The sequence below is a fragment of the Kocuria arenosa genome, from assembly GCF_042879215.1.
Lineage (GTDB): Bacteria > Actinomycetota > Actinomycetes > Actinomycetales > Micrococcaceae > Kocuria > Kocuria arenosa.
On sequence record NZ_JBHZTA010000006.1, the window covers coordinates 249,496 to 273,142 of the forward strand.

Consider the following 23,647-nt stretch of genomic DNA (forward strand, 5'->3'; position numbering starts at 1 on the left):
TGGCTCCTACAGACATAATCTGGACCGCCTATGGCTTAAGGGATAGCACGTTACGTTCGGCCAGCAGCTTCACATCTGTCAGTGCTTGGTCCCAGTCTCCCTGTCGTCCCAAGACCGCTTCAATTGCGGCGACGACCTCTGTACCGAAACCCGGAGTCGGTTCGACAAATCCGGGCATCCAAGGGAAGTAGGCGTACAACCCCTCCACTTTTCCGTGCGAGCCAAGAGTTATGACGGGCCGGCGACTCGAGAGAGACATGACCGCCAGGTGCATGCGGCCTGTAACAACCAGGTCAGACTCTCCAACGAGCCATTTGACTTCCCGGGGCGTAAGTTGCTGCGCCACCAGATAAATGGTCTCCAGACCCAACTGATCAGTGAGCCGCTCACACTCCGACAAGTCATCACCAGTTGACCTAAAGACATGCGGCAACAAAACAACAAAGTAGTTCTGACGCGTCAGGGCGGATACTATTTGCCTGTATTCGGGAAGCTGATCGAAGCGCCTGCCAATGAGGCCACTCATGTTTACGACGGCGATCCGACGGCCAAGGACACGACCTCGCTCTATGGCCAGCCTTACGTCGTTGTTAACGTGGGTACCGGTAAGAGCAAAAACTATGTCAGCCGTCTGTTGCACATTCGAAATACCGTCGCGATTCATCCGTTCGGCTGAGACGGGATCGCGGGCGTTCACCACCGCGCCCAAATCGGCTGCTAAACGCAGGGCCAGCACAGCAGTTTTCCGAGCGCTCCCCGACCAACTGCAGCCGACAAGCACGGATGGCTTACCCAGCTCACGGGCGAGGCAAAGAGTGCTTACCCGGGCAACTGTAGCTCCCGCATTATATAGACCATCCATCAGGTCGGCACCCAAAACACTGACGGACGTAGCCGCCTTGATCAACTTTGTCATTCGCCACACAGCTGGAATGCGCACGAGAGGCGGCAGATAAATAAACGCTCGGCCTGACTTAACGATTACTCGATTTTGATGCTCAGCTGGGATCGAAATCGCGTCCGCACTCGATAGCAAGATGGTAACTTTGCCATCGACAGTTTGCAAAAACGCCTCCACTAATGCTTGATCCCCAATGTTCCCACCACCCGTTGGGGCAACAAGAATATGCCCAGTTTGAGAGCCCTCGGGGCAAGCAGAGAATCGTCTACTTATCCGACCGATAATCCGATCACCGTGCAATACGCCTAACCGGTAAAGAGACGACGAAGTGAAATAGTCGTAAAGTCTAGAGTCCCGGAAACCGCGCAGGGCTTGACTCGTCAAGTTCATTAATTTATCCCCGTCTCTTCGGAGTTCTCGGTCTTCAACGTCAAGATTTCACGTAGCGCTCGTTTCGGCGAACGAGCGATTCTGTGGTCGCTCGTACCAAAACCAAATGCCACTAGCACGACGATGTCTTCGTTTCCACCTATAGCTGCTTCATTACGAAGTCGATCACTATCTCGATTATTCCGAGACCAGTTGAGCATGCATGATTGAACACCCAATGCATGTAAGGCCCAAACGAAGGTCATGGCGAATAGACCACCATCCACCCACCGTTGGTGCCGTTCATGGACGCCCGTAAAGAGACGGGTGTCGACAGTGACAACGGCTACGGCGGGTACAGTTTTGGCAAATCCAGCGTTGCCATTCTGGTGCCGAAGAATTCGTTGAACGTCATGTCTGTCTGTGAAGACGTGAAGTCGGCCAGCTTGCCTGTTACAAACCGAGGGCGTTGTTTGGGCTAGACCTGCGGCCCTTTCTATAACATCCCGACCAACGGGACGAGAGGTGTCAAAATTCCTGACACTGTGCCGGCTTGAGAAAAACATATCAGCGGACAAGTTCTCCCCGGGGCGAGCCGAGAGATTATGGGCGGGCGCTATAGCATCGTCCACTCGCGCATGGTCATTCCACGCTTTTAGCGCCTTCAACGCCGTTTCCGAGTGCTCTAATGCCGGTGAATGTGGACTTCGTTTTTGTAGCTCAGGCAGTAAAGCCTCGATACGGGCCTCGACTCGGCTCCCGAAAGGGCGTTTTGGTTCTACTAGAGTTAGCCCTTTTTCAATTCTATGATAATCTTTGGTAAGTTGCGCCTCGATGGAGTTACTATTTGATCGTCGCGTTACCGCGCCGTCTCTCGACGTACTGTATTTGAGATACCTCAGGGCATCTTGTGAAAACTCCCGAACGGCCAGCAGCGGTTCTATTAAAGTGTTAGCCACAGGCACGGCCTTAGCGCGAATCGACTCTTTTGTCGTCTTGAAGTTAGCCAACGGATTTGGTCTCCTTTGCGTCATTAACCAGTTCCTTTTTCTCGCGTTTGGGTGTGGGAATTTTCGATCGTTTATGCCAAGTTAGGAGTACTATCCATTCCATAATGGTCCTAACCACTTCCCCAACAGCCAGACCTATTTGGGAGCCAGCTGCTGACCATTCGTGGGCACCTAGGATCACCAAGCCTAACGTTAGCGGTGCCGTCCAAATTTTGAATCGAACGGACCAGCGAACATTCCCAGAAGCTTTGAGAGCAAGCATCGCCACGGTGGCGGATCCAAGAGCAAGTGTCGCCGCAGCGGCGTAGGGAAAAATTTCCAAAGTAATTGTCGTGGAATTACCGAGGAGACTTTCGATGTACTTTCTAGGCATTATTGAGATTACAAGCCAACATGCAAGCACTGCTGCTACTTGTGCGGCTGTAAGAACAACGGTTATCGTAATTACTTTCTGTTGCCGTCCACTACGTGCGTAGCGAGCCATTTGCGGACCCAAGGCTACGCTGGCACCTCGCATTATGAGGAGTATTGGAACTAGCAAGACTTGAGAACCACGTATTGCCCCGGATGCTTCCGGTCCCGACAGAAATGCAACTATGAATACTGCAGAATTCGCCACCGCGTTAGCCACGAAAAAATCGGAAAAATATAGGCGACTTTGCTTAGACTGAGAAATGAACCAATTATGCGCTACTTTTGGTGATGCATTAAATCCTATTAGTATTGTTCCCAGCAAAGCCGCCGCCCACGCCGAAAGCACCCAGATTAGTAGCAGCACATTTAGCGATTCAGGTGACCTTGGCATGAATAACCCCGCGGCGAGACTTATTATGAATATCCCGTCTACCAGTAATCCGCGGCCTTGCCAATTCAAACTGGAAAGAATGAAGCGATTGTTGTCCTGCGCGACAAATGCGGGAAGTCCGGTTGCCAAGATTGACAATGGAACGGTTAAGTCCGGCAAGAAAATACTCGAAATAGCAAGTAGGGCAGCTACAAGAGATGCTAAGTACAGTGCACCTGCCTGAGCCCCTTGTCGGTACTTTATTCTGTCTTGGTCTGGCCTATGTGAGTGGTCGTATGTCAACAATTCCCCGGTAACTGCCCGAATAGACCCGACGAGGATGATCCAAGTGGCCACTACGATAGAGAAATACCCGAACTCAGTAGAAGTCGTCACACGCGCCACGGCTATGGACAACACCACTGTCGCGACACTCGCTAGAGCTTGAGAACTGATCGCGGCGAGGACTCTAGTCACTTGTCGCCTCGAACACAGCTGTTTTCCGACGAGTGAAGAGGTGATTCCATAGAGAATTTAGAACAATCGGCACGAAGACCATGCCTCGAATCAAATACCGATGGGCGAGCCTTTTTGGCTCTTGAAGGAGTCTGTGCGTCCACTCGAGCCCTAGCCCCTGCAACCATTGAGGCGCTCGCACGACCGATCCCGCGGCAAAGTCTACGGCCGCGCCTACGCCAACGTAGACTGCGTTTGGCAATTGATCTTGCCATGTCAGGTACCAGGCTTCTTGTTTAGGTGAACCCAGACATACGAAGACGATATCCGGGTTCGCGTCATGAAGCGCGGATATGACGCTGAGGCTTCTTTTGTCATCACACGACGAAAGCATCGGAAATGGTATGTCCAAGACGTCGGCCTGCGGATATGCAGCCCTCAAATTCGTAACAGCTTTCCTTAGTGTGTCGTCCCTTCCCCCGGTGATTGCTATTTTCTTGCCAACGAACATTGCATTCTTGCACACAGCGGGTAGCAGGTCTGCGCCGGTAATTCTATGCACTTCCGTTGCGCCCATCGCACGGGCGATGGCCACCAGGGGGGCTCCATCTAGAGTAATAAGGGATGCTTTATCGTAGGCACTCCTAAGCTCAGCGTCTTTGGTTAGATTGATGGTTTGGTCAACATTGCAGGTTATGACCAGATGGCTTACACCATCATTACTTAAATCCCTAAGTGCGGACAACAGTTTTTCAAAGGTTCCGTTAAAGACCGTGTTAGAACCAATTCGAAAAATGTTCTTTTCAGATACGGACAAAGTCAGGTCTCTTGCCGGGATTGAAGTCACGTTGGCCTCGATGAATCTCTGGGCCGCGCCTCTGTCTCTTTGCGCTGGAAGTCACCGTATTATTTTCGGTACGAAAGGATGAATTCCATATGTGCCTATAGGGCTTTGATGAAAGAGGTTGAGGTCGGCGATATAACGGGGGGGGTGGGGGGTGCCTTGGGGGGTCTACCGGCTGGTGACTGCCGCAATGTGATGCCACGTCCACCAGCCCTCGTATCGTTGGCCAGGCTACATGCCCGGACGTGAGCCTGGCCGTTTATGACCCGCGTGTCTAGGCGTTCGGTAGCCTGCGGGGCCGGCGGCCGGGCGACCAGTTCATCGGGACCGCGGCACAAGAGGGGCTGCCATCAGCTTGCAGTCGTGACCAACCTGCCACCCCATGTTCATCGATTCCGTTGTTAGACCTTCCACCATGTGGCGAGGGTCACTTCATTGGTCCCCACCATGTCGCTCGACCGCAGGGGCGGGTTAGCGGGGGACTGCGCCGAGGTCAAGGGGCGAGTGCCGTGCTTGAACTTCGGTGATGTCGTTTCTTGGTCCCCGTGCGTTCAAGATGCCAGCTGTTGGGTGGCGTACCTGCCAACTGGTCGTCTTCGGCTTCGGCGTCGACTCTTCCCATGCAGTCGTTGGAGACGCGCACCAGGGTGGCGAACGATTGGAGCCGCTGGCACGCCACCACTGCTCCTCTCGCATGCCGCCGTCAGCGAGTCCTTGACTCTCAGTGGCCGGAGACACAGGTATAGTCTGCGACACGACTGGCGGAGCTGCCTGGGGTCGATATTGAAGGTCGGCAGCAGTGCGACCTATTTTTGGGTCCTTGGGCGCGCATTCTCCAGAATTCCCCCCAGCAGACCATAAGGAGTACCTGTGGACCACACGGACGTCCACTCGGATAAGCGTGGCCTGGACGCACGTAACGGCCTCAGGCTGATGAAGTCACACTGGAAAGCGATAACGACATTTTTTGTACTCGGCGCGCTTTTAACATTGACATGGTCTCTGCTTCAGCCTAAGACTTACGAGACGACTGCTTCTGGAATAGTTCTAACAAATGGAACAGCAGACATTGCCAGCGTTCTAGCCGGGGATAACGTGGCTAAATCCAAAGCGGCAACTTATGAATCTTTGGCTCGGTCAAGACCCGTTGCCGTAGCTGTGATCGATGAAATGGATCTGACGGCAACACCGGAGGAGCTCCTTCCGGATATTTCGGCAGTCAATCCCACGGATTCTGTTCAGGTCGACGTTACAGTCCGGTCTACTTCTGCCGCACAATCGGCCGAGATGGCTGACGCTTGGGTCCAAGCCCTAAGTGAGAAGGTCGAAGAGCTTGAGTCGGGTAGCCAAAGCGACGAAGACGCAGCATCCGTCACTCTGCAACCTTTGAGTGAAGCTCCCGTACCCGTGGAGCCGGCCTCGCCCAAGACTGTTCTCAATGTTTTGCTTGGCTCCTTCATAGGAGTTTTTTTGGGTCTCCTGTACGCCTTCGCCCGCTACAAGATGGACCGCCGCATCAAGTCCGTCGAGGAGATCCGGGACGGCTTCGGCGTCGCCGTGCTCGGCGTCATCCCCACCGACGACCGGCTGGCCGACCACCGCGAGATCGTCGAGACCGGCTTCTCCGCCGGGCGCGGTCACCACGAGTTCTCCGAGGCCCTGCGCGAGCTCCGCACCAACCTCAGCTTCGTCTCCGTGGACAACCCGCCGAAGATGATCGTGGTCACCTCCTCCCTGCCGGGTGAGGGCAAGTCCTCGATCACGGCGAACCTGGCGGTGGCCATCGCCTCGACCGGGCGCAACGTCGTCGTCGTGGACGGCGACCTCCGCCGACCGGTGATCACCGACCTGTTCGGCCTCGTGCCCGGCGTGGGCGTCACCGACGTGCTGACCGGGCAGGTGCAGGTGGACGAGGTCCTCCAGACCTACGACAAGTTCCCGAACCTCCAGGTGCTCGGCGCCGGCCGGACCGCCCCGAACCCCACGGAGCTGCTGTCCTCGAAGGCCATGCACGCCATGCTCGAGACCCTCGCCGAGGATGCCCTGGTCCTGGTGGACGCTCCCCCGTTGCTGCCGGTCACCGACGCCGCGCTGCTCACCGCCTCCGCCGACGGCGCCATCATCGTGGCCACCGCGCAGCGGACCACCACCGACGAGCTGTCCAAGGCGCTGGGGAACCTGCACCAGGTGCGCGGCAACCTGCTCGGCGTGGTGCTCAACCGGGTGCCCACCACCGGTGCGGACGCCGGCTATTACGGCTACTACGGCAAGTCCTACTACGCGAACTCTGACGAGCAGCCGGCACCGGGAACCGGTGCGCAGCCGGTCGTCGCCGCACCGGTCGGCACGCAGCAGCCGTGGGGCACCGAGATCCGCTCAGTGAGTACTGCCGCCCAGCAGCCGTCCCTTCCCCGGACGCCGCAGGAGCCCACGGCTCCGTCGGCCGAGGACGCGGCCCCCGCGCCGACGCGCGCGGCGCAGGCGGACGCCGATGTTGCTTCCACGCACGAGAGCTTCGGCCTCGAGGCGTGGAACCGGTCCGGCTCGTCCAGCGGATCCACGGCCACCGGGCACTGAGCCCGGCCGGTCTCCGGCCACGCCGTCCACGGGGCGCCTTCCTGCGGGAAGGCGCCCCGAACTGCATGCCAGGGTCGACGACGCCCGCCGGCACCCACCGTGGAATTGGCCCGTCGTCCGTGGCGCGGCAACCGCGCTCCCTGCTCTTGAAGGCGCCCTGCCGCCTCACTACCGTTGAACCTGGACGGTGGGAGCAACCATGGTACGGATCGTCGGTGGGCATGGGCGGGAGTCGATCCGCCCTGCGGTGGGCAGGAACCGTCATGAACGCCGCTGACTCCTCGATCGTCCACCCCATCACCGTCGGAAGCCCGGAGTTCCTGGCCGATCTCGACTCCCACTACGCGTGGTTGCGGGACAACGCCCCGGTCTACAAGGGGCGGATGGCGTACATGGGCGAGCAGGACCTGTGGATGGTTTCGCGCTACGCCGACTGCCGAGCGCTGCTGACCGACGCTCGGTTCCTGCGCTCCCCCGGTGGGCGAGGCCCGGCGTTCCTGGACCAGTTCCCCGACTCCGTGCAGGAACCGATGCGGCTGCTGACCACCTCGAGCATGATCCTGATGGACGATCCCGCGCACCGACGGCTGCGTGGACTGGTGGCCAAGTCCTTCACCCCGCGGGCGATCGCCGGCCTCGGCGACAGGGTGCGGGAGCTGGCCCACAGTCTGCTCGACCGGCTCGAACCGGCCGGCGAGATGGAGCTCCGCGAGCAGTTCGCCCTGCCCATCCCCACGACGGTGATCAACGAGATGGTCGGTGTTCCGCTCGCCGACCGGGACCGGTTCCAGCAGGGCGTGCAGGCCCTCATCGCCGGCATGACCGCGCTCGGCCAGGACAGCTGGTCCCGGGACGTGAACGCGCTGACCGACCTCGTCCGTGCACTGATCGAGCACAAGCGCTCCGCACCCGGCGAGGACATCCTGACCGGACTGATCCACGTGGAGGAGGAAGGCGACCGCCTCAGCGACGACGAGCTGACCGCGATGGTGTTCCTGCTGGTCACGGCCGGCTACGAAACGACCTACAACCTGATCACCAATGCGGTCCTCACCCTGCTGGACCACCCGCAGGAGCTCGAGAGGCTGCGCGCCGCACCCGACGACGACGGGCTCTGGCGCGGCGCCGTCGACGAGCTGCTGCGCTACAGCAGCCCCATCGGCGGCACCGAGCCGGTCACCGCCGTCACGGACGTCACCTGGCACGGCACCACCATCCCGGCCGGGGCCTCCGTCGTGCCGCTGCTGCACGCCGCGAACCGCGACCCCCGCGAGTTTCCCGACCCGGACCGGTTCGACATCGACCGCCACCCCAACAATCACCTCGCGTTCGGCCACGGCGTGCACTTCTGCCTCGGCGCGAACCTGGCCCGCCTGGAGACCCGCATCGCCCTGGGCGTCCTCGTCCAGCGCAATCCCGGACTGCGTCTGGCCGTGGACCGCTCGGAGCTCGAGGTCGAGCCCCTGCCCCTCTGGCTGCGTTACCGTGCCCTGCCCGTGCACCTGGGCTGAGAGGACGACATGGGTATTCGCGCCGACCGCAGCGTGTGCATCGGCTCCGGCAACTGCGTGCTCGTCGCCGCTGACCTCTTCGACCAGGACGAGGACGCCGTCGTCGTCCTGCTCACCGACACGCCCTCGGCCGCGCAGGAGGATTCGGCTCGTGAATCGGTCGACAGGTGCCCGTCCGGAGCTCTGAGCGTGGTCGAGGACTGAACGGCCTGTCGTTTTCGCCCGGACCCGGATGCCCCCGGTCCCGATCCGCCGGACGTACTGCTCAGGACATCTTCTCCTGGGCGGTGGACGCCTGTCCTTCGCCGGCGACCGCGTCGACGACTTCTGCGGCGAGGGCCACCAGGCCCGCGGAGACCTCGCGGATGACGTGCTCCGCCTCGGCCCACGGGGGCTGGAAGCTGTGGGCGCACTCGATCGTGAAGCCCAGCACCCGGGGGCGTGACGGGTCGGTGAAGTGCCGGCTGTAGGCGTAGTCGTCGCTGGTCCCGGAGGTCGGATACAGCCCCCCGAAGGACGGCACCACCGGGTACACGTCGCCGCGCACCTGCCGGATCGCGTCGCTCATCACGGTCCCCAGGGCGACCTCGGCGTCGAGGTCCGCGGCGGGGAGGTGCTCGCGGTAGGCGGTGTCGTCGGGGATCCCCCTCAGCCCGTCGAAGGCGGGGTTGCGGAAGTTCTGCGGCGGGTCCGTGATTTGGTGCTCGTCGCTGCCCCAGTTGTGCAGGATGACCGGGACGAAGCTGTGCACGTCGACGTGCCAGCGGATCCCGGGCCGGGTGTCCAGCAGGTACACCACATTGCGGGTCTCCGGCTCCGAGGCGGCCGATGGCCCGCGGTAGACCTGACGGGGATCGCAGGGATCCGCGGAGGTCGCCACCTCGGCCCCGGGATGGAATGCCGTGGTGTGGTCCCAGAGGAAGTCGAAGTTGCGGTTGACGTCCACCCCCGTGCAGAGGCCGCCGGCCGGGTGAGGACGCCGGTTCCCCCGCCACATCGGTTCCACGGTCTGGCTGTGGTGCCGCCCGTCCGGATTCACGCACGCGAAGACGTAGAGGTTGGTGCTCTCCAGCACCTGCCGCACCCGGGCAGCAGGGACGTGGTGGTTTCCGTAGACCAGGCCGGTGCCGAGGGTGCCCGCCTCCAGCAGGTCGGCGGCCAGGGACACGAGGGCGTCCGGCGGCACCCACTCCCGGGCGTGGACGCCGCCCAGCAGCAGCACCCCGGGCGCGTCCGGGTCGGCCCCGATGCGCAGGCAGCGGGTGCGGCGGCCCTCGTGGGTGGGGTGCGGGAGGTCGATGAGCTCCGTGAGCTCGATGTACTCGGCGGCCAGGGACTGCAGGGCCGTCTCGATCTCGTCGACATTGAGATAGGCCATGATGATCAGCGCGTCTCCCCGAGGCCCCGCACGGGGGCCAGATCCGTGCCGCGGACGGTCTGCCCGCCGCGGGTGACATCCCCGCCGCTGAACCGGTTGCCGGTGCCGACCTCGGCCTGGCGTTCCCGGCCGACGGCGGTGGCGTTCTCCCGGACCTCCAACTGCACCCGGCCGGCGGCGCGCAAGCTCCGGGCGGTCGCGAGCCGGTCCTCCGGCAGGTAGGCGTCCACGACCCAGCCGTCGGCCTCCCGCCGCGGTGTCGCCCGGCAGCCCAGATCCGCACCGGTCTCCCGGGCGAAGACCCGTAGATCCTCCAGCTCGGCCGCGCGGACCTCCATGTGGATCAGCGGGGGCAGATCGGGATCGTTGCTCATGACATCCTCCTCACCGGCGCGGGAAGCAGCTTCTCTGCCACCCGCACTGGGTCCGGGCAGCGCCGAGGGGCCAGGGGCGCGATGATCTCGCCCCGCGGCCGACGCCGCGCCTGCGTCTCCGTACCGGACATCCAATCACCAGGGCGTGACTACCGCGTTATCGGTTCGCCTCGAGGCGGTGGGACAGGCTTCCGCCCCCAAGGACGGTCGCGCCCCGTACCGAGTTCACTGCCCAGCGGCCTCCGGGTCGGTCAGCTCCGCGATCATGATGAGGTTCCCGCACGTGTCGTCGAGCACCGCGGTGGTGACCGGGCCCATCGGCGTCGGCTCCTGCACGAAGTGCACGCCCAGGGCGGTGAGGCGCTCGTGCTCGGCCCGCACGTCCTCGACGCCGAAGCTGTTGAACGGGATGCCGTCGGCCACCAGGGCCGCCTTAAACGGGTGGACGGCCGGGTGCTCGGAGGGCTCCAACAGCAGCTGCACCCCGTCCGGGGCCTGGGGCGAGACCACCGTCAGCCAGCGGTAGGGCCCGGTCGGCACGTCGACCTTGAGCTGGAAGCCGAGCTTGTCGGTGTAGAACTCCAGGGCCTTCTGCTGGTCGTCCACGAAGACGGAGGCGTACGTGATGATCATGGCGTGTCCTTCGGCGGGGGCGGCAGCGAGTCCATCCACTGCCGCGCGTCGGTGAGCGGGGAGGTGTCCAGGTGGTGCACCGTGGTGCGCCCCTGGACCGTGGTGGTCACCAGGCCGGCCTCGCGCAGCACGGCCAGATGCTTGGTCACGGCCTGGCGGGTCATGGCCAGGCCGTGGTCGTTGATGAGCCGCACTGTGAGCTCGAAGAGGCTCTGGCGATCCCGCGCGGCGAGCTCCTCGAGGAGGATCCGCCGCGCGGGATGGGCCAGGGCCTGGAACACGATGTCCACGTACTAAGAATAGGCAACCTATTGGTTGCCAGTCAAGGGTCCGAAGTTGTTCGCCATCGCCGTCTCCATCGACATGGGACCCTCCGGATTCTCGCCGTTGGTGATGGGCATACACCAGTGCCTGCGCGCAGGACATCGTTGCCATGAAACCCACCGTTCAGGTTGTCCACAGTGCCGCGCCGTATGCGGAAGGCTTGCAATCGTAACCTGGACAAAAGTTTGGTGGAGTGCCGATCCAGTCCGTAACGTCTGCAACTACCCCCCTGTAACTTGAAGGAGACCACTCATGTTCAGGATTCGTAGCGTGATCGCCGTCGCAGCGCCACTGCTCCTCACGGGAGCACTGGCAGCACCTCCGGCGCATGCGGACCACACGCGCCAGCACACGTGTGAGCAAGCTGGCGGAGTCTTTACGGCCGGTTCGACTCAGAACCTGGACCGCTGTGTCGTCACGACATCGACCTCTGTCACTGGACCGTTCGGGAGGCCGACGAACACGAACAGCGAACCGCGGCCCGACGGCACGAGCTCGATCTTCTTCGACGGTCCCACGACTCCCACCGGCGAAACCACGACTGACTCCCAGGAGCGCAATGTCGGCGATCAGACCAACGTCGAGACGGTCGTTGCCGGAACGCCCACCACGGCCGAGCGCACCGAGCGTGGCGCACCGACCAGCACCGCGGCTCCCGGCACGGTCAACTGTGAGCGGGTCAACAACGACAACGGCAGGAGGTCGGTCGAGCGGTGTGAGCGCGCGGTCGTCACCACCACGACGACTCCCACCACCGTGGTCACGACGGTGACTACCCCGCGGACCGAGCGCACGGTCGCGACGCAAGCGCGCGAAGAGTGCATCACGACGACGCAGCAAACCAGCTTCGTGCGCACGACGACGCAAGGTCAGGTCCGAGACGAGACAATCACATACCAACAGCGCACGATCACCACAACCACCACGACCACCAACAGGTACGCGAACAACACCACCGGTCCGTTGGTGCCCGTCGTCTTTGCGGGGGGCGCGCCGAATCCGCGCGTCCAAACCCAGACCACACCGGCCGAGCCGCTCGTGGAGACGAGGACTGTTCCGGTCCAACCCAGCATGACCACGGAGACGCTGCCCGGTGACCCGATCGTAGGCGAACCTGTGTGCGCGCCCACTACTCCCGTCGTGACGCCGAGCGAGCGTGAGCTCGAGCCCCTCGTCGTTGAGACCCGCCGCCCCGGGGAGCCGATCGTCGAGACCTCCACGCGTGGCACCGGTCAGACCTGCTACAACAACCCCTCCAACGCGGAACAGCGCCGCAACACCTGCTCGTAGCGCTCCTGCGAAGGCCCGACAGCGAAGGCAGCACGCAGGGCGGGGGACGCCGAGCGCCCCCCGCCCTGGCTCAGGGGACAAGTCATCACCGCGGAGCTGATCCGCCTCTGGACCTGGCGGTGGCCTCCGGAGCCGATGGTGCTGGCGGGCTCACCGGGCGCCGGTCACGGCCGGGTGCCGACCGCCACCAGGTACTCGATCTCGAACCGCGCCCGATCGGGCGTCCCCCGGTTCCACTCGTCGCAGAGCTGGTCGAGCGCCTCGTCGAACTCCGCGGCGCGGCCCTCCCGCTCCGCGTTCGCACGGGTGGCGATGGTCGGACCGTAGTTGGCCTTGAAGTGCTCGCCGAAGTCACGGGCGCTCTGGAACGCCGTGACGTCAAGGACGTCCCGAACGAACCGGTGGAACTCCACCCGTCCGCCGAAGAGTCCCCGCAGGTGCTCCTCGCTCCCCCACAGCGGCGGGGGCTGCACGCCCGGAGGCGGGGTCGGGGCGAAGGGCTTCATCGTGCGGAAGAGCTCGCCCACCATCCCTTCGGGCGTCCAGCTCAGCAGCGCGACGGTGCCTCCGGGGCGGACCACGCGGACCAGTTCGTCGGCCGTCTGCTGGTGGTGGGGGGCGAACATCGCGCCGATCGAGGACATCACCACGTCGTAGGAGGCGTCCTCGAACGGGAGGTGCTCGGCGTCGGCCTCGACCCACTCGAGGTCGAGTCCGGCGACCGCGGCGCGCTGCCGGCCGCTGGCCAGCAGTTCAGGGGTCAGGTCGCTGGCGGTGACGCGGGCACCCGTGGCGGCCGCGGGGAGGGAGGCGTTGCCGTTGCCGGCGCCGACGTCGAGGACACGCTGTCCGGCGCCGATGCCCGCGGCCTGGACGAGGCGCGGGCCGAGCGGGAGCAGGAACGTGTCCACCATGGTCGGGTAGTCGCCCGAGGCCCAGACGGCGCGGTGCTTGGCCTTGAGCTGCTGGTCTGCCGTCTGGTTGGTGCTGATCTGGCTCATGACGGGGTCTCCTGGTCGATGGGTCGGGCGCCTCGGGTCGAGGCCTGCTGCTGGAGTGCTGTTCAGCTGCGCCATGCGTCCCAGCATCCGCCGATCGGCAGGACGGAACATCGGGAGAACGCCCTATTCGTGCCCTATCTCGGGTTCATGTCCCCGGTCCCTTCCCACCGCGTGCGCCACCGCCTCCGCCCGGTTGTGCACGCCCAGCTTCATCAGGATCCGGCTCACGTGGTGCCCGGCGGTCTTCTCGCTGATCCGCAGGGCTCTCGCGATCCGTGCGTTGGACATCCCGAGGGCGATGAGGTCGAGCACCTCGTGCTCCCGGGACGTCAGGTCTCCCCCGCTCCTCGGCCGGGGGCCGGTGCCGCTCCCGAGCTCGCGCAGGAGCTGGGCCGCGGCGTCCAGCTCCCGGGACGCGCCGAGGGCGCGGAAGGCGCTCTGGGCGGCCAGCGCCTCGTCCCGCGCCAGCTCGAGCGAGGTGTTCGCCACGGAGCGGGCCAGTTCAAGCCGGGCCAGAGCCGCGTCCAGCGGCATCGCCAGGGCGCCGAAGGCGCGCAGCGCGCGCCGGGCGCGCTCGGCGGCCGCGCCCCGGTCGCCGCCGGCCAGGGCGCACCGTGCCCCGGCCAGATCCGCGCGCCCCGAGCCGAGACGCATCCCGGACTCCACGGCGAGCCGGTCGAGCTGCTCGGTGGCCGCTTCTGCGGCCCGGAGGTCGCCGGCGGCCAGGTAGGCATCGACGAGGGCCGCCAGGAGCTGCGCGGTGCGCACCGCGTGGCCCTCCGTCTCGGACAGGCCGCGCTCGAGCAGGGCGACCGCGACCTGCGGTCGTCCCTCGGCGGTGTGGAGCAGGGCCAGGGACCGCAACGACGACGGGTGCTCCTCGCGCCCGGACAGGACCTGTTCCGCGTCCCGCAGCCGGCCCTGGTGGATCCGCAGCTCGGCCAGGGAGGCCAGCGCCGGGACGCTGAGCTCCGGGATGGAGCGGTCGAGGGCCGCCACGGCGGACTCCAGCGCGACCTCGGCCTCGGACCAGTGGCCCGTGGCGAGCAGCACGTCGGCGTGCACGGTCCGGCAGACTCCCATGAGCGGGGCCGCACGGTGGGCCTGTGCGAAGGCCTCGACGTGCTCGCACCATTCCCTGGCCCGCTCCCACTCCTCCGCCTCGGCACAGGCCGTGACCAGGTGGCAGTAGGCCGAGCCCACGGTGTGGATGTTGCGGACCCGTCCCGCCGTGGCCGCAACCATGGCTTCCTCGAGCAGGCGCATGCCCGGCTCCCGGTGGCCGGCGGCCAGTTCCGCCCGGCCGAGGAGGCTCAGCGCGAGGACCTCGAGGTCCTCGGCGCCGGTCTCCCGGCCGATGCGCAGCGCCCGTTCCGCCTGTCGCGCCTGTTCCTCGACGGACGTCGCGTGCTCGGCCCGCCCGATCGCCACCCATCCGTGCCCGGTGCTCACGGGAGTGCCCTCGACCACCCGCTCGGCCCGGGCGAGCCAGCCCCGCGCCGCGGACGGGCGGCCGGCGATCATGTGCTGGTCGGACACCCAGACCGCCACCCGGGCGGCGTCGTCGGCACACCGCTCTGCCGCGTACGCGGTGGAGGCCCGTTCGCGCCACTGGATGCCCTGCGCGACCTGACCCTGGAATCACAGGGCGAGTCCCAGGCCCTCGGCGGCCTCCGCGTTCCCGGCGGATCCGTCGCCGTCCAGGACGCGCTCGAAGGCCTGGCGCGCGCCGGCCCAGTCGGACCGTTCGAGCGCCTCCGTGCCCGCGTGGATCAGATCGCCCACCTGCGGCGACTCCATGCGAGCAGTATCCCACCGCGCCCGCCGCGTGGACAGGACACCGTGATCTGCTCACAGCAGACGACTCGCCCGTCGGCGCCCGGACGGACCTAGCATGGGTCCATGAAGGACGTGATCCGCCCCACATCTGTCTCGTCGCCGGACTACCTCCCGGTGCCCGCGCCGCGGGAGAGTGCCGCGCCGCGAGCGCCCGTGGACCCGCTGTGGCGGTCGGTGCTGGGGATGTTCCTGCGCCGCCACCGCCTGGCGCAGGGACTGACGCTGGCGCAGGTGGCCCGCACGTCCGGGGTCTCCACGCAGTACCTCTCCGAGATCGAGCGCGGGGTGAAGGACCCCTCGTCGGAGATCATCGCCGCGGTGGTCGGTGCCCTGGGGCTGAACCTGGTCGACCTCACCGAGGGGACCACCGGCGTGCTGCTCGACAGCGCCCCGGCCGCCCGTGCCGTCCCGGGCGGACCGGTCTGCCTGGCCGGTCCGGTGGCCCTGGCCGTCTGAGCGCTCGCCCTGACACCCGCCGGTTTCACCGGGCCCGGACCTCCCGCGGGGTCACCACCCGGTCCGCCACCCCGTAGCGCACCGCCTCCTCGGCGGTGAGCACGAGGTCCCGGTCGGTGTCCTCCCGCACCTGCTGCGGGCTGCGCCCGGTGTGCCGGGCGAGCACCTGCTCCAGCTGCGCCCGGGTGCGGGCGATCTCCTCGGCCTCGAGGATGAGGTCCGGGATGGTGCCCTGGCCCTGCGCGGCCGGCTGGTGCAGCACCACCCGGGCGTGGGGCAGCACCGAGCGGCGCCCGGGGGCGCCGGCGGCCAGCAGCACCGCGGCGGCCGAGGCCGCCTGCCCCACGCACGTGGTCTCCACCGGGGCGCCCACATGCTGCATGGCGTCGTAGACGGCCAGCATCGCCGTGGTCGACCCGCCCGGGGAGTTGATGTAGAAGCCGATCGGCTGGTCGGAGCCGTAGGAGTCCAGGTAGAGCAGCTGGGCGATCAGGACGTTCGCGACCCCGTCGTCGATCTCCGTGCCGAGGTAGACGATGCGCTCCACCAGCAGCCGGCTGAAGACGTCCATGCTGCGCTCGCCGTTCGGCGTGCGTTCGACGACGTAGGGCACCGGGTAGCTGCTCACGACCCCACCCCCGCGGCGGCCGTGGTGGCGGAGCGGGGCCGCACGTCGTCGAGCCCGGCGATGACCCGGTCCACGAAGCCGTAGGCGAGGGCCTCCTCGGCGGTGAACCAGCGGTCCCGCTGGGAGTCGGCCACGATCCGCTCGAGCGGCTGCCCGGTGTGCTCGGCGATGAGCCCGAGCACGGTGTCCCGGGTGTGGCGCAGGTCCTCGGCCTGGATGGCGATGTCCACGGCGGTGCCGCCGATCCCGGCCGAGCCCTGGTGCAGCAGGATCCGGGCGTGCGGCAGGGCGCTGCGCTTGCCCGGGGTGCCGGCCGAGAGCAGGAACTGCCCGGCGCTGCAGGCGAGCCCCATGGCGAGGGTGGACACGTCGTTGGGGATGATCCGCATGACGTCCATGATCGCGAGCATGGCCGGGACGGAGCCGCCCGGGGAGTTGATCCAGAGGCTGATGTCCCGCCGCGGGTCCTGGGCGGAGAGCAGCAGCAGCTGCGTGCACAGCCGGTTGCCGGTGGCCTGGTCCAGCTCGGCGCCCAGCACGATGATGCGCTGCTCCAGCAGCCGGGAGGCGAGCTCGTCGTCGATCGGGGTTCTCGGTGGTGCGGTGGTGGTGTTCATGGGCCCAGCGTGGACCCGGACCCTCTTGAGCGGAACCCGTTTCTGCTGTGCGCGGCTCTGCCCTGAGCGGCTCTGCCGTCAGCTGTGCTGTCAGCTCCGCTGAATCCTCGAGCGGCGGCCGGGCCGCACGTATGCTCGGAACCGGTCGGATCGAACCGGGCAGCCTCGTCGGGAATCCTGACGTCGGCGCCCCAGGGATGGAGACACGATGAGCACACCCCCGCACCAGGACCCGCAGTCCCCCGCGACGTCTTCCGCGCCGCACGTGGCCGACAGCCACGACCTGATCCGCGTCCAAGGCGCGCGGGAGAACAACCTGCGGGACATCAGCGTAGAGCTGCCGAAGCGCCGACTCACGGTGTTCACCGGCATCTCCGGCTCCGGGAAGAGCTCCCTGGTGTTCGGCACCATCGCCGCGGAGTCCCAGCGGCTGATCAACGAGACCTACAGCACCTTCGTGCAGGGCTTCATGCCCACCCAGGCCCGGCCCGACGTCGACGTCCTCGACGGCCTCACCACCGCGATCATCGTGGACCAGGAGCGGATGGGCGCCAACGCCCGCTCCACCGTGGGCACCGCCACCGACGCCGACGCGATGCTGCGAATCCTCTTCAGCAGGCTCGGGCAGCCGCACATCGGCACGGCCAAGGCGTTCTCCTTCAACGTCGCCTCGATCAGCGGGGCCGGCGCGGTCACCATGGAGCGCGGCGGGAAGACCATCAAGGAACGGCGCAGCTTCTCCATCACCGGCGGCATGTGCCCGCGCTGCGAGGGCATGGGCTCCGTCAACGACTTCGACCTCACCCAGCTCTACGACGCGTCCAAGTCCCTCAACAAGGGCGCGCTCACGGTCCCCGGCTACAGCGCGGACGGCTGGTACGGCCGGATCTTCGGCGGCTCCGGCTTCCTCGACCCGGACAAGCCGATCCGCGACTACTCCGAGACCGAGCTGCACGACCTGCTCCACAAGGAGCCGACCAAGATCAAGGTCGACAACATCAACCTGACCTACGAGGGGCTGATCCCCCGGATCCAGAAGTCCTTCCTGTCCAAGGACGTGGCCGCGCTGCAACCCCACATCCGCGCCTTCGTGGAGCGGGCCGTGACGTTCACCGCCTGCCCCGAGTGCGGCGGCACCCGGCTCAGCGCGGCGGCCCGGTCCTCGAAGATCCGCGGGATCAGCATCGCCGACGCCTGCGCCATGCAGATCAGCGACCTCGCCGCGTGGGTGCGGGAGCTGGACGAGCCGTCCGTGGCGCCCCTGCTCACGGCCCTGGGCGAGACCCTCGACTCCTTCGTGGAGATCGGGCTCGGCTACCTCTCCCTCAGCCGGTCCTCCGGCACGCTCTCGGGCGGCGAGGCCCAGCGCACCAAGATGATCCGCCACCTCGGCTCCTCGCTCACCGACGTCACGTACGTCTTCGACGAGCCGACCATCGGGCTGCACCCGCACGACATCGAGCGGATGAACAACCTCCTGCTGCAGTTGCGGGACAAGGGCAACACCGTGCTGGTGGTGGAGCACAAGCCGGAGACCATCGCGATCGCCGACCACGTGGTCGACCTCGGCCCCGGCGCCGGCACGGCCGGCGGGACCGTCTGCTACGAGGGCACCGTGAAGGGTCTGCGCACCGGAGGCACCCTCACCGGGCGGCACCTGGACGACCGCGCCGCCCTCAAGTCCTCGGTGCGCACGCCCACCGGGGTGCTGGAGGTGCGCGGCGCCGACACCCACAACCTCCGGTCCGTGGACGTCGACATCCCGCTCGGCGTGCTCACGGTGCTGACCGGGGTGGCCGGCTCCGGCAAGAGCTCGCTGGTCTCCGGCTCGGTGCTCGGCCGGGAGGGCGTGGTGTCGATCGACCAGGGCGCCATCCGCGGCTCCCGCCGCAGCAACCCGGCGACGTACACGGGGCTGCTGGACCCGATCCGCAAGGCCTTCGCCAAGGCCAACGGCGTGAAGCCGGCGCTGTTCAGCGCCAACTCCGAGGGCGCCTGTCCCGCCTGCAACGGCAACGGCGTCATCTACACCGACCTGGTGATGATGGCCGGCGTGGCCACCACGTGCGAGGAGTGCGAGGGCAAGCGGTTCCAGGCCGCGGTGCTCGAGTACACCTTCGGCGGGCGCAACATCGCCGAGGTGCTCGCGATGCCGGTCGAGCAGGCCGAGGAGTTCTTCGGCGCCGGCGACGCCCGGACCCCGGCCGCGCACGCCATCCTCGACCGGCTCGCCGACGTGGGACTGGGCTACCTCAGCCTCGGCCAGCCGCTCACCACGCTCTCCGGCGGGGAGCGGCAACGGCTCAAGCTGGCCACCCACCTGGGCAAGAAGGGCGGCGTCTACGTCCTCGACGAGCCCACCACCGGCCTGCACCTCGCCGACGTCCAGCAGCTGCTGGGCCTGCTCGACCGGCTGGTCGACTCCGGCAAGTCGGTGATCGTCATCGAGCACCACCAGGCGGTCATGGCCCACGCGGACCGGATCATCGACCTCGGCCCCGGCGCCGGCCACGACGGCGGCCGGATCGTCTTCGAGGGCACCCCCGCCGAGCTCGTCGCCGCCCGCTCGACCCTCACGGGCGAGCACCTCGCGGCGTACGTCGGAGCCTGAGCGGAGCACCCCCGCGCAGTCAGCGCAGCTTCGCCACGGCGCGGCGATACGCGGTCCAGGCCGTGGTGGAGGAATCGATTCTCCAGTCGCGCTCCTTGCTCTCGTGGAACCAGATGACCGCCCGCACGTCTCCCTGTCGGTTCAGGTAGTCGAAGAGCTGGGTGATCCAGTCGGCCTTGGAGTGCCCGGGCACGTGCCCTTCGGCTGACGCCGTCTCCGTCACCACGATCGGCAACCGGGTCCCCAGTCCGCGGAGCTCTGCCAGGCCGGGGTCGAAGAGCTCCGCGGGCGTGGTCCAGGACAGCGGAGGGTTCGGGAACCCCCAGTTGTAGCCGTCGATGCCCAGGACGTCGACCACGTCGTCCCCGGGAAAGAAGTCGGCAAGCCGTGCACCGTCCGCGCCGGGTCCGGGGGCCGGGATGTTGGGCGCCCAGCACCAGCGGACATTGGCGGCCCCGGCCGCGGCGAACCTGTCGTGGACGTGGCGCCAGGCGCGGACGTACTGATCGGCGGTGTTGCCCTGGACGCCTGCCCCCCACGGGTACCAGGTGCCGTTCATCTCATGGGCGAACCGCAGGACGACGTCGTGGCCCCACGAGGCGAGCGCCTCCGCCCAGGTGCCGATGCGGTGATCGTGGTCCCCGGCCGGCATCCGGGCCAGCGCGAAGGCCGGCTGGTGCGAGGCGCTCGCGGGCGCCGTGTCCATGGGCGGGGCGTACCAGGGCTCCCAGGTGAGGACAGGGGTGGCCCCCTGGGCCCGCACGGCCTCGAGGGCGCCCAACGGAGGGGTCTCGTGGGTCCAATCCCGGAAGAGCAGCATCCACTGCGGCGCCACACCGATCATCGTGGTGAAGGCCGGTCCGTCCTGCGGGCCGTGGGGCAGGAAGACCCCGTGCTCCAGCGGGCGAGTGCGGTGGTGGGGAGGGAAGGTCTCGATGGTGGTCCTTTCCGCGCAGGCGGTCACCAGGGCCGCCGTTGCCGCGGCGGCGAGGACGGAACGGCGGGTCGGACGGGCCGCATGATGCCGGACGCCTGGCAGACCCTGCCCGTGGGACCCTGACCCGTCCACGGTGCAGGCGCCGTCAACGGGCGTCGGAACGCGCAGGTTCTTCCTCCGGGACGAACCCGTCGTAGCGCACAGCCTTGATCAGCACGCTCAGCACCACGAGGTCGAACACCACCCACGCCACGTTGACGAGGGTGCCGATCGGCTCGTTCAACCCCACCGCCAGACGGACGGTGCCGATGACCGCCGCCGCGGCGAGCAGGCCCATGGCGACCAGCTGGGGCCGGATGAGATGCCAATCGCGGCTGCTGCCTTCCTTCACCTTCGGGGTGACGGCGAAACCGAGCGGGCGGCCGAACCACACGTTGCGCGCTGCCGTGGTGCACGCCTTGATCCAGGTGGGGAACAGGGCCAGGCTGTACTGCTGTCCCCGCCAGGTCTTGGCCCCCCGCCCGGCCACCGCGAACAGGACCTGGTTGACGATCATGAAGGGGATGAACCGGACGAAGAAGTCCGTGCTGAGACTGGCGACGGGCAGGACGCCGAACAGCAGGTAGATGATCGGCGCCGCGATGTAGACCACTGCCGCGAAGCCGGACAGGTAGCTCCACATGGTGGCGAAGTACATCAGGCGCTGGGTCCACTTCAGGCCCCGCTTGGACAGCGGGTTCTCCCGCAGCAGCACCTGGATGGTGCCCTGCGCCCAGCGCAGGCGCTGGGTGAGCATGGTCTTGAGGTCCTCCGGGGCCAGCCCCAGCGCCAGGATCTCGTGGTGGTACACGCTGCGCCAGCCCAGGGCGTGCATCCGCATGGCGGTCGCCATGTCCTCGGTCACCGAGATCGTCGCCAGCGGCATGACCGGCTGCGCCTCGTCGCCGCGTTCCACGGAGATGGCGTCGAGCACCGCCTGCACGGACTCGAGCGCCCCGAGCGGGGACCACTCCCGGGCGGAGAGCTGCGCGACCGCCTCCTCGACCTCCTCTGGGGACAGGTGCCCGTGGCCGCTGTCCAGGCCCATCGCGGAGATCTCCGCCAGGTCCGCCTGCAGCGCGGAGACGTCCGCGGCGACGAGTTCCTGGACGGCGTCGTCGACCGCGCGGCGCAGTTCGTAGGTGATCTCGCTGAAGGACCGCCCGGCCTTCAGATCCGTCTGGGCCTTCCGGGTGGCCTGCTCCACCTCGTCGAGCAGCCGGACGACCACCGGGTCGGCCGCCTGCGCGGACCGGCGTGCCTTCCGCACCGCCGAGCCGGAGCCCCTGAGCGCATTGCGGATGTTGCGCTCGACCTCCTCCACGTAGCCGACCAGGCCCAGCTGCATCAGCGCCTCGCGGCGCAGGATCGCGTTGGAGCCGCAGAAGAAGGCGGCGTTCCAGCCGTCCTTGCCCTGCTGCAGCGGACCGTAGAACAGGGGCGCCTGGCTGCCCAGCGGATCGTCCTCGGGGACGTTGACGAAGTACTGCGGGGTCTGGACCAGGGAGACCTTGCGGTTGTTGAAGTAGCCGAGGGTCCGATCCAGGATCTCGGGCTCCGGGACCTGGTCGGCGTCGAGGATGAGCATGAACTCGCCCTGGGTGAGCATCAGGGCGTTGTTGAGGTTGCCGGCCTTCGCGTGGCGGGGCCGGTCCTTCCACTCCGCGCTGCGGGTGAGGTAGCCGATGCCGTGGGACTCGGCCAGCTCCTGCAGCTCCTCGCGCGCCCCGTCGTCGAGGATCCACGTGGCGTGCGGATACCGGATGCGGTGGGCGGCGAGGGCGGTGTCCATCACCATGTCCAGCGGCTCGTTGTACGTGGTGATGAAGACGTCCACGGTCAGTCCCGGCGGGGCCTGCGGGGGCGTGCGCTCCTTGAGCCGCCACATCGTCAGGCCGAACAGCATCACGTCGATCAAGCTGTAGGTCTCGGCCAGCACCAGCGGCACCGCGATCCACCACGCCGACCAGTTCAGCGACTCCATCCACCGCCACCCCACGTAGTTCACCCCGAGAATGACGGTCAGCACGACCAGCAGGCGGATCCAGAAACGGTGCACATCATCTCCTTGTCGGTGTTCTGCGGCGAGGTCGCACCCGCCCGTGGGCACCCAGCTTAGTGTTGTGCACGGCAGTCATTGCTGAGCAGCCCCTTCCCCCTGGCTGCTCCGGGAGTGCGCCGACGGGCGCCCACCGCTGATGTCACGACCGGGGACACCTCCGGAGGAAAGGAACGCTGTTGGAATTCACCGTGGAGCACACACCGGGCTACACCCGGATCGCCGGCACCGGCCGGTTGAACATGGTGCGGGCACCGAAGCTGCGAGAGGTCGTGGCCGTGGTGGTCGCCGCCGGCCACCACCACGTCGTCCTCGACATGGCGGGGGTGGAGTTCGTGGACTCCTCCGGCCTCGGCGCCCTGATCGGCTGCCTCAAGCTCACCCGCCAGGCCGGCGGCGACCTGCGCATCGCCGCCGTGAACGACCAGGTGCGCATGGTGCTGAAGCTGACCGGCATGGACCGGGTGCTGACCCCCTACGGCTCCGCACAGGAAGCCTTCCCCGATGCCTGAGCGCCTGGCCCGGCGGTCCCGCCGGGGGCCGGCGAGGGCGGAGACCGTCGAGGCGGTGCACGACGACCTCGACAGTCTGTGGGCCGAGGCGGATTTCGTGCCGGAGGTCGACCGGATGGCTTTCACCTTGGCAGTGGTCGAAGCGGCGGCCAACGTTGTCGACCACGCCATCCCCGCCGCCGAGGCAGCCTTGGAGCTCGAGGTCGACGTCACTGCCGCACCGTGCCGGCTCCAGGCGAAGGTCTACGAGGTCGGTGCCGCGCCCGTCGTCCTGGACCGTGGAGCCGCTCCCGCGGTGGAGGAACTGGAGGAGTCCGGCCGCGGCATGGCGCTGATCCAGGCTCTGGTGAGCACGGTGGTGTTCGAACGCCACGGCGACACCAACGTCTGGGAACTGCGCCGGGAGTACCACCGGGACCAGCCGTAGCCCCCCCCCCCCCCCCCCCCCCCCCCCCCCCCCCCCCCCCCCCCCCCCCCCCCCCCCCCCCCCCCCCCCC

At 66.7% G+C, this 23,647-nt stretch carries 23 protein-coding genes; 8 read left to right on the top strand and 15 right to left on the bottom strand.

Annotated features, from left to right (window positions below; translation table 11 throughout):
* Positions 1-28: 28 nt before the first annotated feature.
* The 4 genes from ACFYE3_RS12320 to ACFYE3_RS12335 form a co-directional block, all read right to left on the bottom strand.
* Complete coding sequence (locus tag ACFYE3_RS12320; RefSeq protein ID WP_387609509.1) at positions 29-1,291, bottom strand: polysaccharide pyruvyl transferase family protein; 1,263 nt, start codon at positions 1,289-1,291, stop codon at positions 29-31.
* Positions 1,291-2,304: a nitroreductase family protein gene (locus tag ACFYE3_RS12325; RefSeq protein WP_387609511.1), complete on the bottom strand. Its 1,014-nt coding sequence runs from the start codon at positions 2,302-2,304 to the stop codon at positions 1,291-1,293. Before ACFYE3_RS12325 ends, ACFYE3_RS12320 begins: the two co-directional genes overlap by 1 nt.
* Positions 2,273-3,421 carry a hypothetical protein gene (locus tag ACFYE3_RS12330; protein ID WP_387806122.1) on the bottom strand — a complete coding sequence of 383 codons (1,149 nt, stop codon included), beginning with the start codon at positions 3,419-3,421 and terminating at the stop codon, positions 2,273-2,275. Before ACFYE3_RS12330 ends, ACFYE3_RS12325 begins: the two co-directional genes overlap by 32 nt.
* Positions 3,422-3,533: 112 nt before the next feature.
* Positions 3,534-4,367: a WecB/TagA/CpsF family glycosyltransferase gene (locus tag ACFYE3_RS12335; RefSeq protein ID WP_387609513.1), complete on the bottom strand. Its 834-nt coding sequence runs from the start codon at positions 4,365-4,367 to the stop codon at positions 3,534-3,536.
* A 1,467-nt stretch (positions 4,368-5,834) separates the two neighbouring features.
* Between ACFYE3_RS12335 and ACFYE3_RS12340 the strand changes: the two genes are divergently transcribed.
* The 3 genes from ACFYE3_RS12340 to ACFYE3_RS12350 all read left to right on the top strand — a co-directional run bounded on the left by ACFYE3_RS12340 (position 5,835) and on the right by ACFYE3_RS12350 (position 8,656).
* Positions 5,835-6,941 carry a CpsD/CapB family tyrosine-protein kinase gene (locus ACFYE3_RS12340; protein WP_387609514.1) on the top strand — a complete coding sequence of 369 codons (1,107 nt, stop codon included), beginning with the start codon at positions 5,835-5,837 and terminating at the stop codon, positions 6,939-6,941.
* A 263-nt stretch (positions 6,942-7,204) separates the two neighbouring features.
* Complete coding sequence (locus tag ACFYE3_RS12345) at positions 7,205-8,452, top strand: cytochrome P450 family protein (protein ID WP_387609517.1); 1,248 nt, start codon at positions 7,205-7,207, stop codon at positions 8,450-8,452.
* A gap of 9 nt (positions 8,453-8,461) precedes the next feature.
* Positions 8,462-8,656, top strand: a complete 195-nt coding sequence (locus ACFYE3_RS12350; protein WP_387609518.1) for a ferredoxin — start codon at positions 8,462-8,464, stop codon at positions 8,654-8,656.
* Between the two features lie 61 nt (positions 8,657-8,717).
* Here ACFYE3_RS12350 and ACFYE3_RS12355 read toward each other — a convergent pair whose 3' ends face one another.
* The 4 genes from ACFYE3_RS12355 to ACFYE3_RS12370 form a co-directional block, all read right to left on the bottom strand.
* On the bottom strand, positions 8,718-9,830 hold the full coding sequence (locus tag ACFYE3_RS12355) for a M14 family metallopeptidase (protein ID WP_387609519.1): 1,113 nt from the start codon (positions 9,828-9,830) through the stop codon (positions 8,718-8,720).
* 5 nt (positions 9,831-9,835) lie between these two features.
* Positions 9,836-10,204: a hypothetical protein gene (locus ACFYE3_RS12360; protein ID WP_387609521.1), complete on the bottom strand. Its 369-nt coding sequence runs from the start codon at positions 10,202-10,204 to the stop codon at positions 9,836-9,838.
* Positions 10,205-10,429: 225 nt separating this feature from the next.
* Entirely contained in the window at positions 10,430-10,837 is a 408-nt protein-coding gene (locus ACFYE3_RS12365) for a VOC family protein (RefSeq protein ID WP_387609523.1), read from the bottom strand.
* The gene (locus ACFYE3_RS12370; RefSeq protein WP_387609525.1) at positions 10,834-11,127 is read right to left on the bottom strand and encodes an ArsR/SmtB family transcription factor; all 294 of its coding nucleotides are present in this window, start codon (positions 11,125-11,127) and stop codon (positions 10,834-10,836) included. The genes ACFYE3_RS12365 and ACFYE3_RS12370 overlap by 4 nt, the downstream gene beginning before the upstream one ends.
* Positions 11,128-11,431: 304 nt before the next feature.
* Here ACFYE3_RS12370 and ACFYE3_RS12375 point away from each other — a divergent pair, with 304 nt between their 5' ends.
* A complete protein-coding gene (locus tag ACFYE3_RS12375) occupies positions 11,432-12,451 on the top strand; it encodes a hypothetical protein (protein WP_387609527.1) in 1,020 nt (339 codons plus the stop codon).
* Between the two features lie 164 nt (positions 12,452-12,615).
* Here ACFYE3_RS12375 and ACFYE3_RS12380 read toward each other — a convergent pair whose 3' ends face one another.
* From ACFYE3_RS12380 to ACFYE3_RS12390, 3 genes are all read right to left on the bottom strand, one after another.
* The gene (locus tag ACFYE3_RS12380; RefSeq protein ID WP_387609529.1) at positions 12,616-13,452 is read right to left on the bottom strand and encodes a class I SAM-dependent methyltransferase; all 837 of its coding nucleotides are present in this window, start codon (positions 13,450-13,452) and stop codon (positions 12,616-12,618) included.
* A gap of 123 nt (positions 13,453-13,575) precedes the next feature.
* The gene (locus tag ACFYE3_RS12385; protein ID WP_387609531.1) at positions 13,576-14,991 is read right to left on the bottom strand and encodes a helix-turn-helix transcriptional regulator; all 1,416 of its coding nucleotides are present in this window, start codon (positions 14,989-14,991) and stop codon (positions 13,576-13,578) included.
* 102 nt (positions 14,992-15,093) lie between these two features.
* The gene (locus tag ACFYE3_RS12390; RefSeq protein ID WP_387609533.1) at positions 15,094-15,252 is read right to left on the bottom strand and encodes a hypothetical protein; all 159 of its coding nucleotides are present in this window, start codon (positions 15,250-15,252) and stop codon (positions 15,094-15,096) included.
* Between the two features lie 102 nt (positions 15,253-15,354).
* On the opposite strand from ACFYE3_RS12390, the gene ACFYE3_RS12395 reads away from it, so the two are divergent.
* Positions 15,355-15,747: a helix-turn-helix domain-containing protein gene (locus ACFYE3_RS12395; RefSeq protein WP_387609534.1), complete on the top strand. Its 393-nt coding sequence runs from the start codon at positions 15,355-15,357 to the stop codon at positions 15,745-15,747.
* Between the two features lie 25 nt (positions 15,748-15,772).
* Here the strand turns inward: ACFYE3_RS12395 and ACFYE3_RS12400 are convergent, their stop codons facing one another.
* Together ACFYE3_RS12400 and ACFYE3_RS12405 are read right to left on the bottom strand one after the other, a co-directional pair.
* A complete protein-coding gene (locus tag ACFYE3_RS12400) occupies positions 15,773-16,375 on the bottom strand; it encodes a ClpP family protease (protein ID WP_387609536.1) in 603 nt (200 codons plus the stop codon).
* Complete coding sequence (locus ACFYE3_RS12405) at positions 16,372-16,992, bottom strand: ClpP family protease (protein WP_017832348.1); 621 nt, start codon at positions 16,990-16,992, stop codon at positions 16,372-16,374. The genes ACFYE3_RS12400 and ACFYE3_RS12405 overlap by 4 nt, the downstream gene beginning before the upstream one ends.
* 208 nt (positions 16,993-17,200) lie before the next feature.
* Here ACFYE3_RS12405 and ACFYE3_RS12410 point away from each other — a divergent pair, with 208 nt between their 5' ends.
* Entirely contained in the window at positions 17,201-19,603 is a 2,403-nt protein-coding gene (locus tag ACFYE3_RS12410) for an ATP-binding cassette domain-containing protein (protein WP_387609539.1), read from the top strand.
* Between the two features lie 19 nt (positions 19,604-19,622).
* Here the strand turns inward: ACFYE3_RS12410 and ACFYE3_RS12415 are convergent, their stop codons facing one another.
* Entirely contained in the window at positions 19,623-20,567 is a 945-nt protein-coding gene (locus ACFYE3_RS12415) for a glycoside hydrolase family 26 protein (protein WP_387609541.1), read from the bottom strand.
* A gap of 118 nt (positions 20,568-20,685) precedes the next feature.
* Positions 20,686-22,638 (bottom strand): glycosyltransferase, encoded by a 1,953-nt coding sequence (locus ACFYE3_RS12420; RefSeq protein ID WP_387609542.1) that lies wholly within the window; start codon positions 22,636-22,638, stop codon positions 20,686-20,688.
* Positions 22,639-22,817: 179 nt separating this feature from the next.
* Between ACFYE3_RS12420 and ACFYE3_RS12425 the strand changes: the two genes are divergently transcribed.
* Both ACFYE3_RS12425 and ACFYE3_RS12430 read left to right on the top strand, forming a co-directional pair.
* Positions 22,818-23,150 carry an STAS domain-containing protein gene (locus ACFYE3_RS12425; protein WP_387609544.1) on the top strand — a complete coding sequence of 111 codons (333 nt, stop codon included), beginning with the start codon at positions 22,818-22,820 and terminating at the stop codon, positions 23,148-23,150.
* Positions 23,143-23,577, top strand: a complete 435-nt coding sequence (locus ACFYE3_RS12430) for an ATP-binding protein (protein WP_387609546.1) — start codon at positions 23,143-23,145, stop codon at positions 23,575-23,577. The genes ACFYE3_RS12425 and ACFYE3_RS12430 overlap by 8 nt, the downstream gene beginning before the upstream one ends.
* The last annotated feature ends 70 nt before the right edge of the window (positions 23,578-23,647 follow it).

Bases quoted from the DNA above. Each gene is read 5' to 3' on its own strand.
- ACFYE3_RS12355 (WP_387609519.1), bottom strand. From the start codon at position 9,830: ATGGCCTATCTCAATGTCGACGAGATCGAGACGGCCCTGCAGTCCCTG.
- ACFYE3_RS12410 (WP_387609539.1), top strand. From the start codon at position 17,201: ATGAGCACACCCCCGCACCAGGACCCGCAGTCCCCCGCGACGTCTTCC.
- ACFYE3_RS12430 (WP_387609546.1), top strand. From the start codon at position 23,143: ATGCCTGAGCGCCTGGCCCGGCGGTCCCGCCGGGGGCCGGCGAGGGCG.
- ACFYE3_RS12395 (WP_387609534.1), top strand. From the start codon at position 15,355: ATGAAGGACGTGATCCGCCCCACATCTGTCTCGTCGCCGGACTACCTC.
- ACFYE3_RS12380 (WP_387609529.1), bottom strand. From the start codon at position 13,452: ATGAGCCAGATCAGCACCAACCAGACGGCAGACCAGCAGCTCAAGGCC.
- ACFYE3_RS12390 (WP_387609533.1), bottom strand. From the start codon at position 15,252: ATGGAGTCGCCGCAGGTGGGCGATCTGATCCACGCGGGCACGGAGGCG.
- ACFYE3_RS12405 (WP_017832348.1), bottom strand. From the start codon at position 16,992: ATGAACACCACCACCGCACCACCGAGAACCCCGATCGACGACGAGCTC.
- ACFYE3_RS12325 (WP_387609511.1), bottom strand. From the start codon at position 2,304: ATGACGCAAAGGAGACCAAATCCGTTGGCTAACTTCAAGACGACAAAA.
- ACFYE3_RS12360 (WP_387609521.1), bottom strand. From the start codon at position 10,204: ATGAGCAACGATCCCGATCTGCCCCCGCTGATCCACATGGAGGTCCGC.
- ACFYE3_RS12320 (WP_387609509.1), bottom strand. From the start codon at position 1,291: ATGAACTTGACGAGTCAAGCCCTGCGCGGTTTCCGGGACTCTAGACTT.
- ACFYE3_RS12345 (WP_387609517.1), top strand. From the start codon at position 7,205: ATGAACGCCGCTGACTCCTCGATCGTCCACCCCATCACCGTCGGAAGC.
- ACFYE3_RS12350 (WP_387609518.1), top strand. From the start codon at position 8,462: ATGGGTATTCGCGCCGACCGCAGCGTGTGCATCGGCTCCGGCAACTGC.
- ACFYE3_RS12365 (WP_387609523.1), bottom strand. From the start codon at position 10,837: ATGATCATCACGTACGCCTCCGTCTTCGTGGACGACCAGCAGAAGGCC.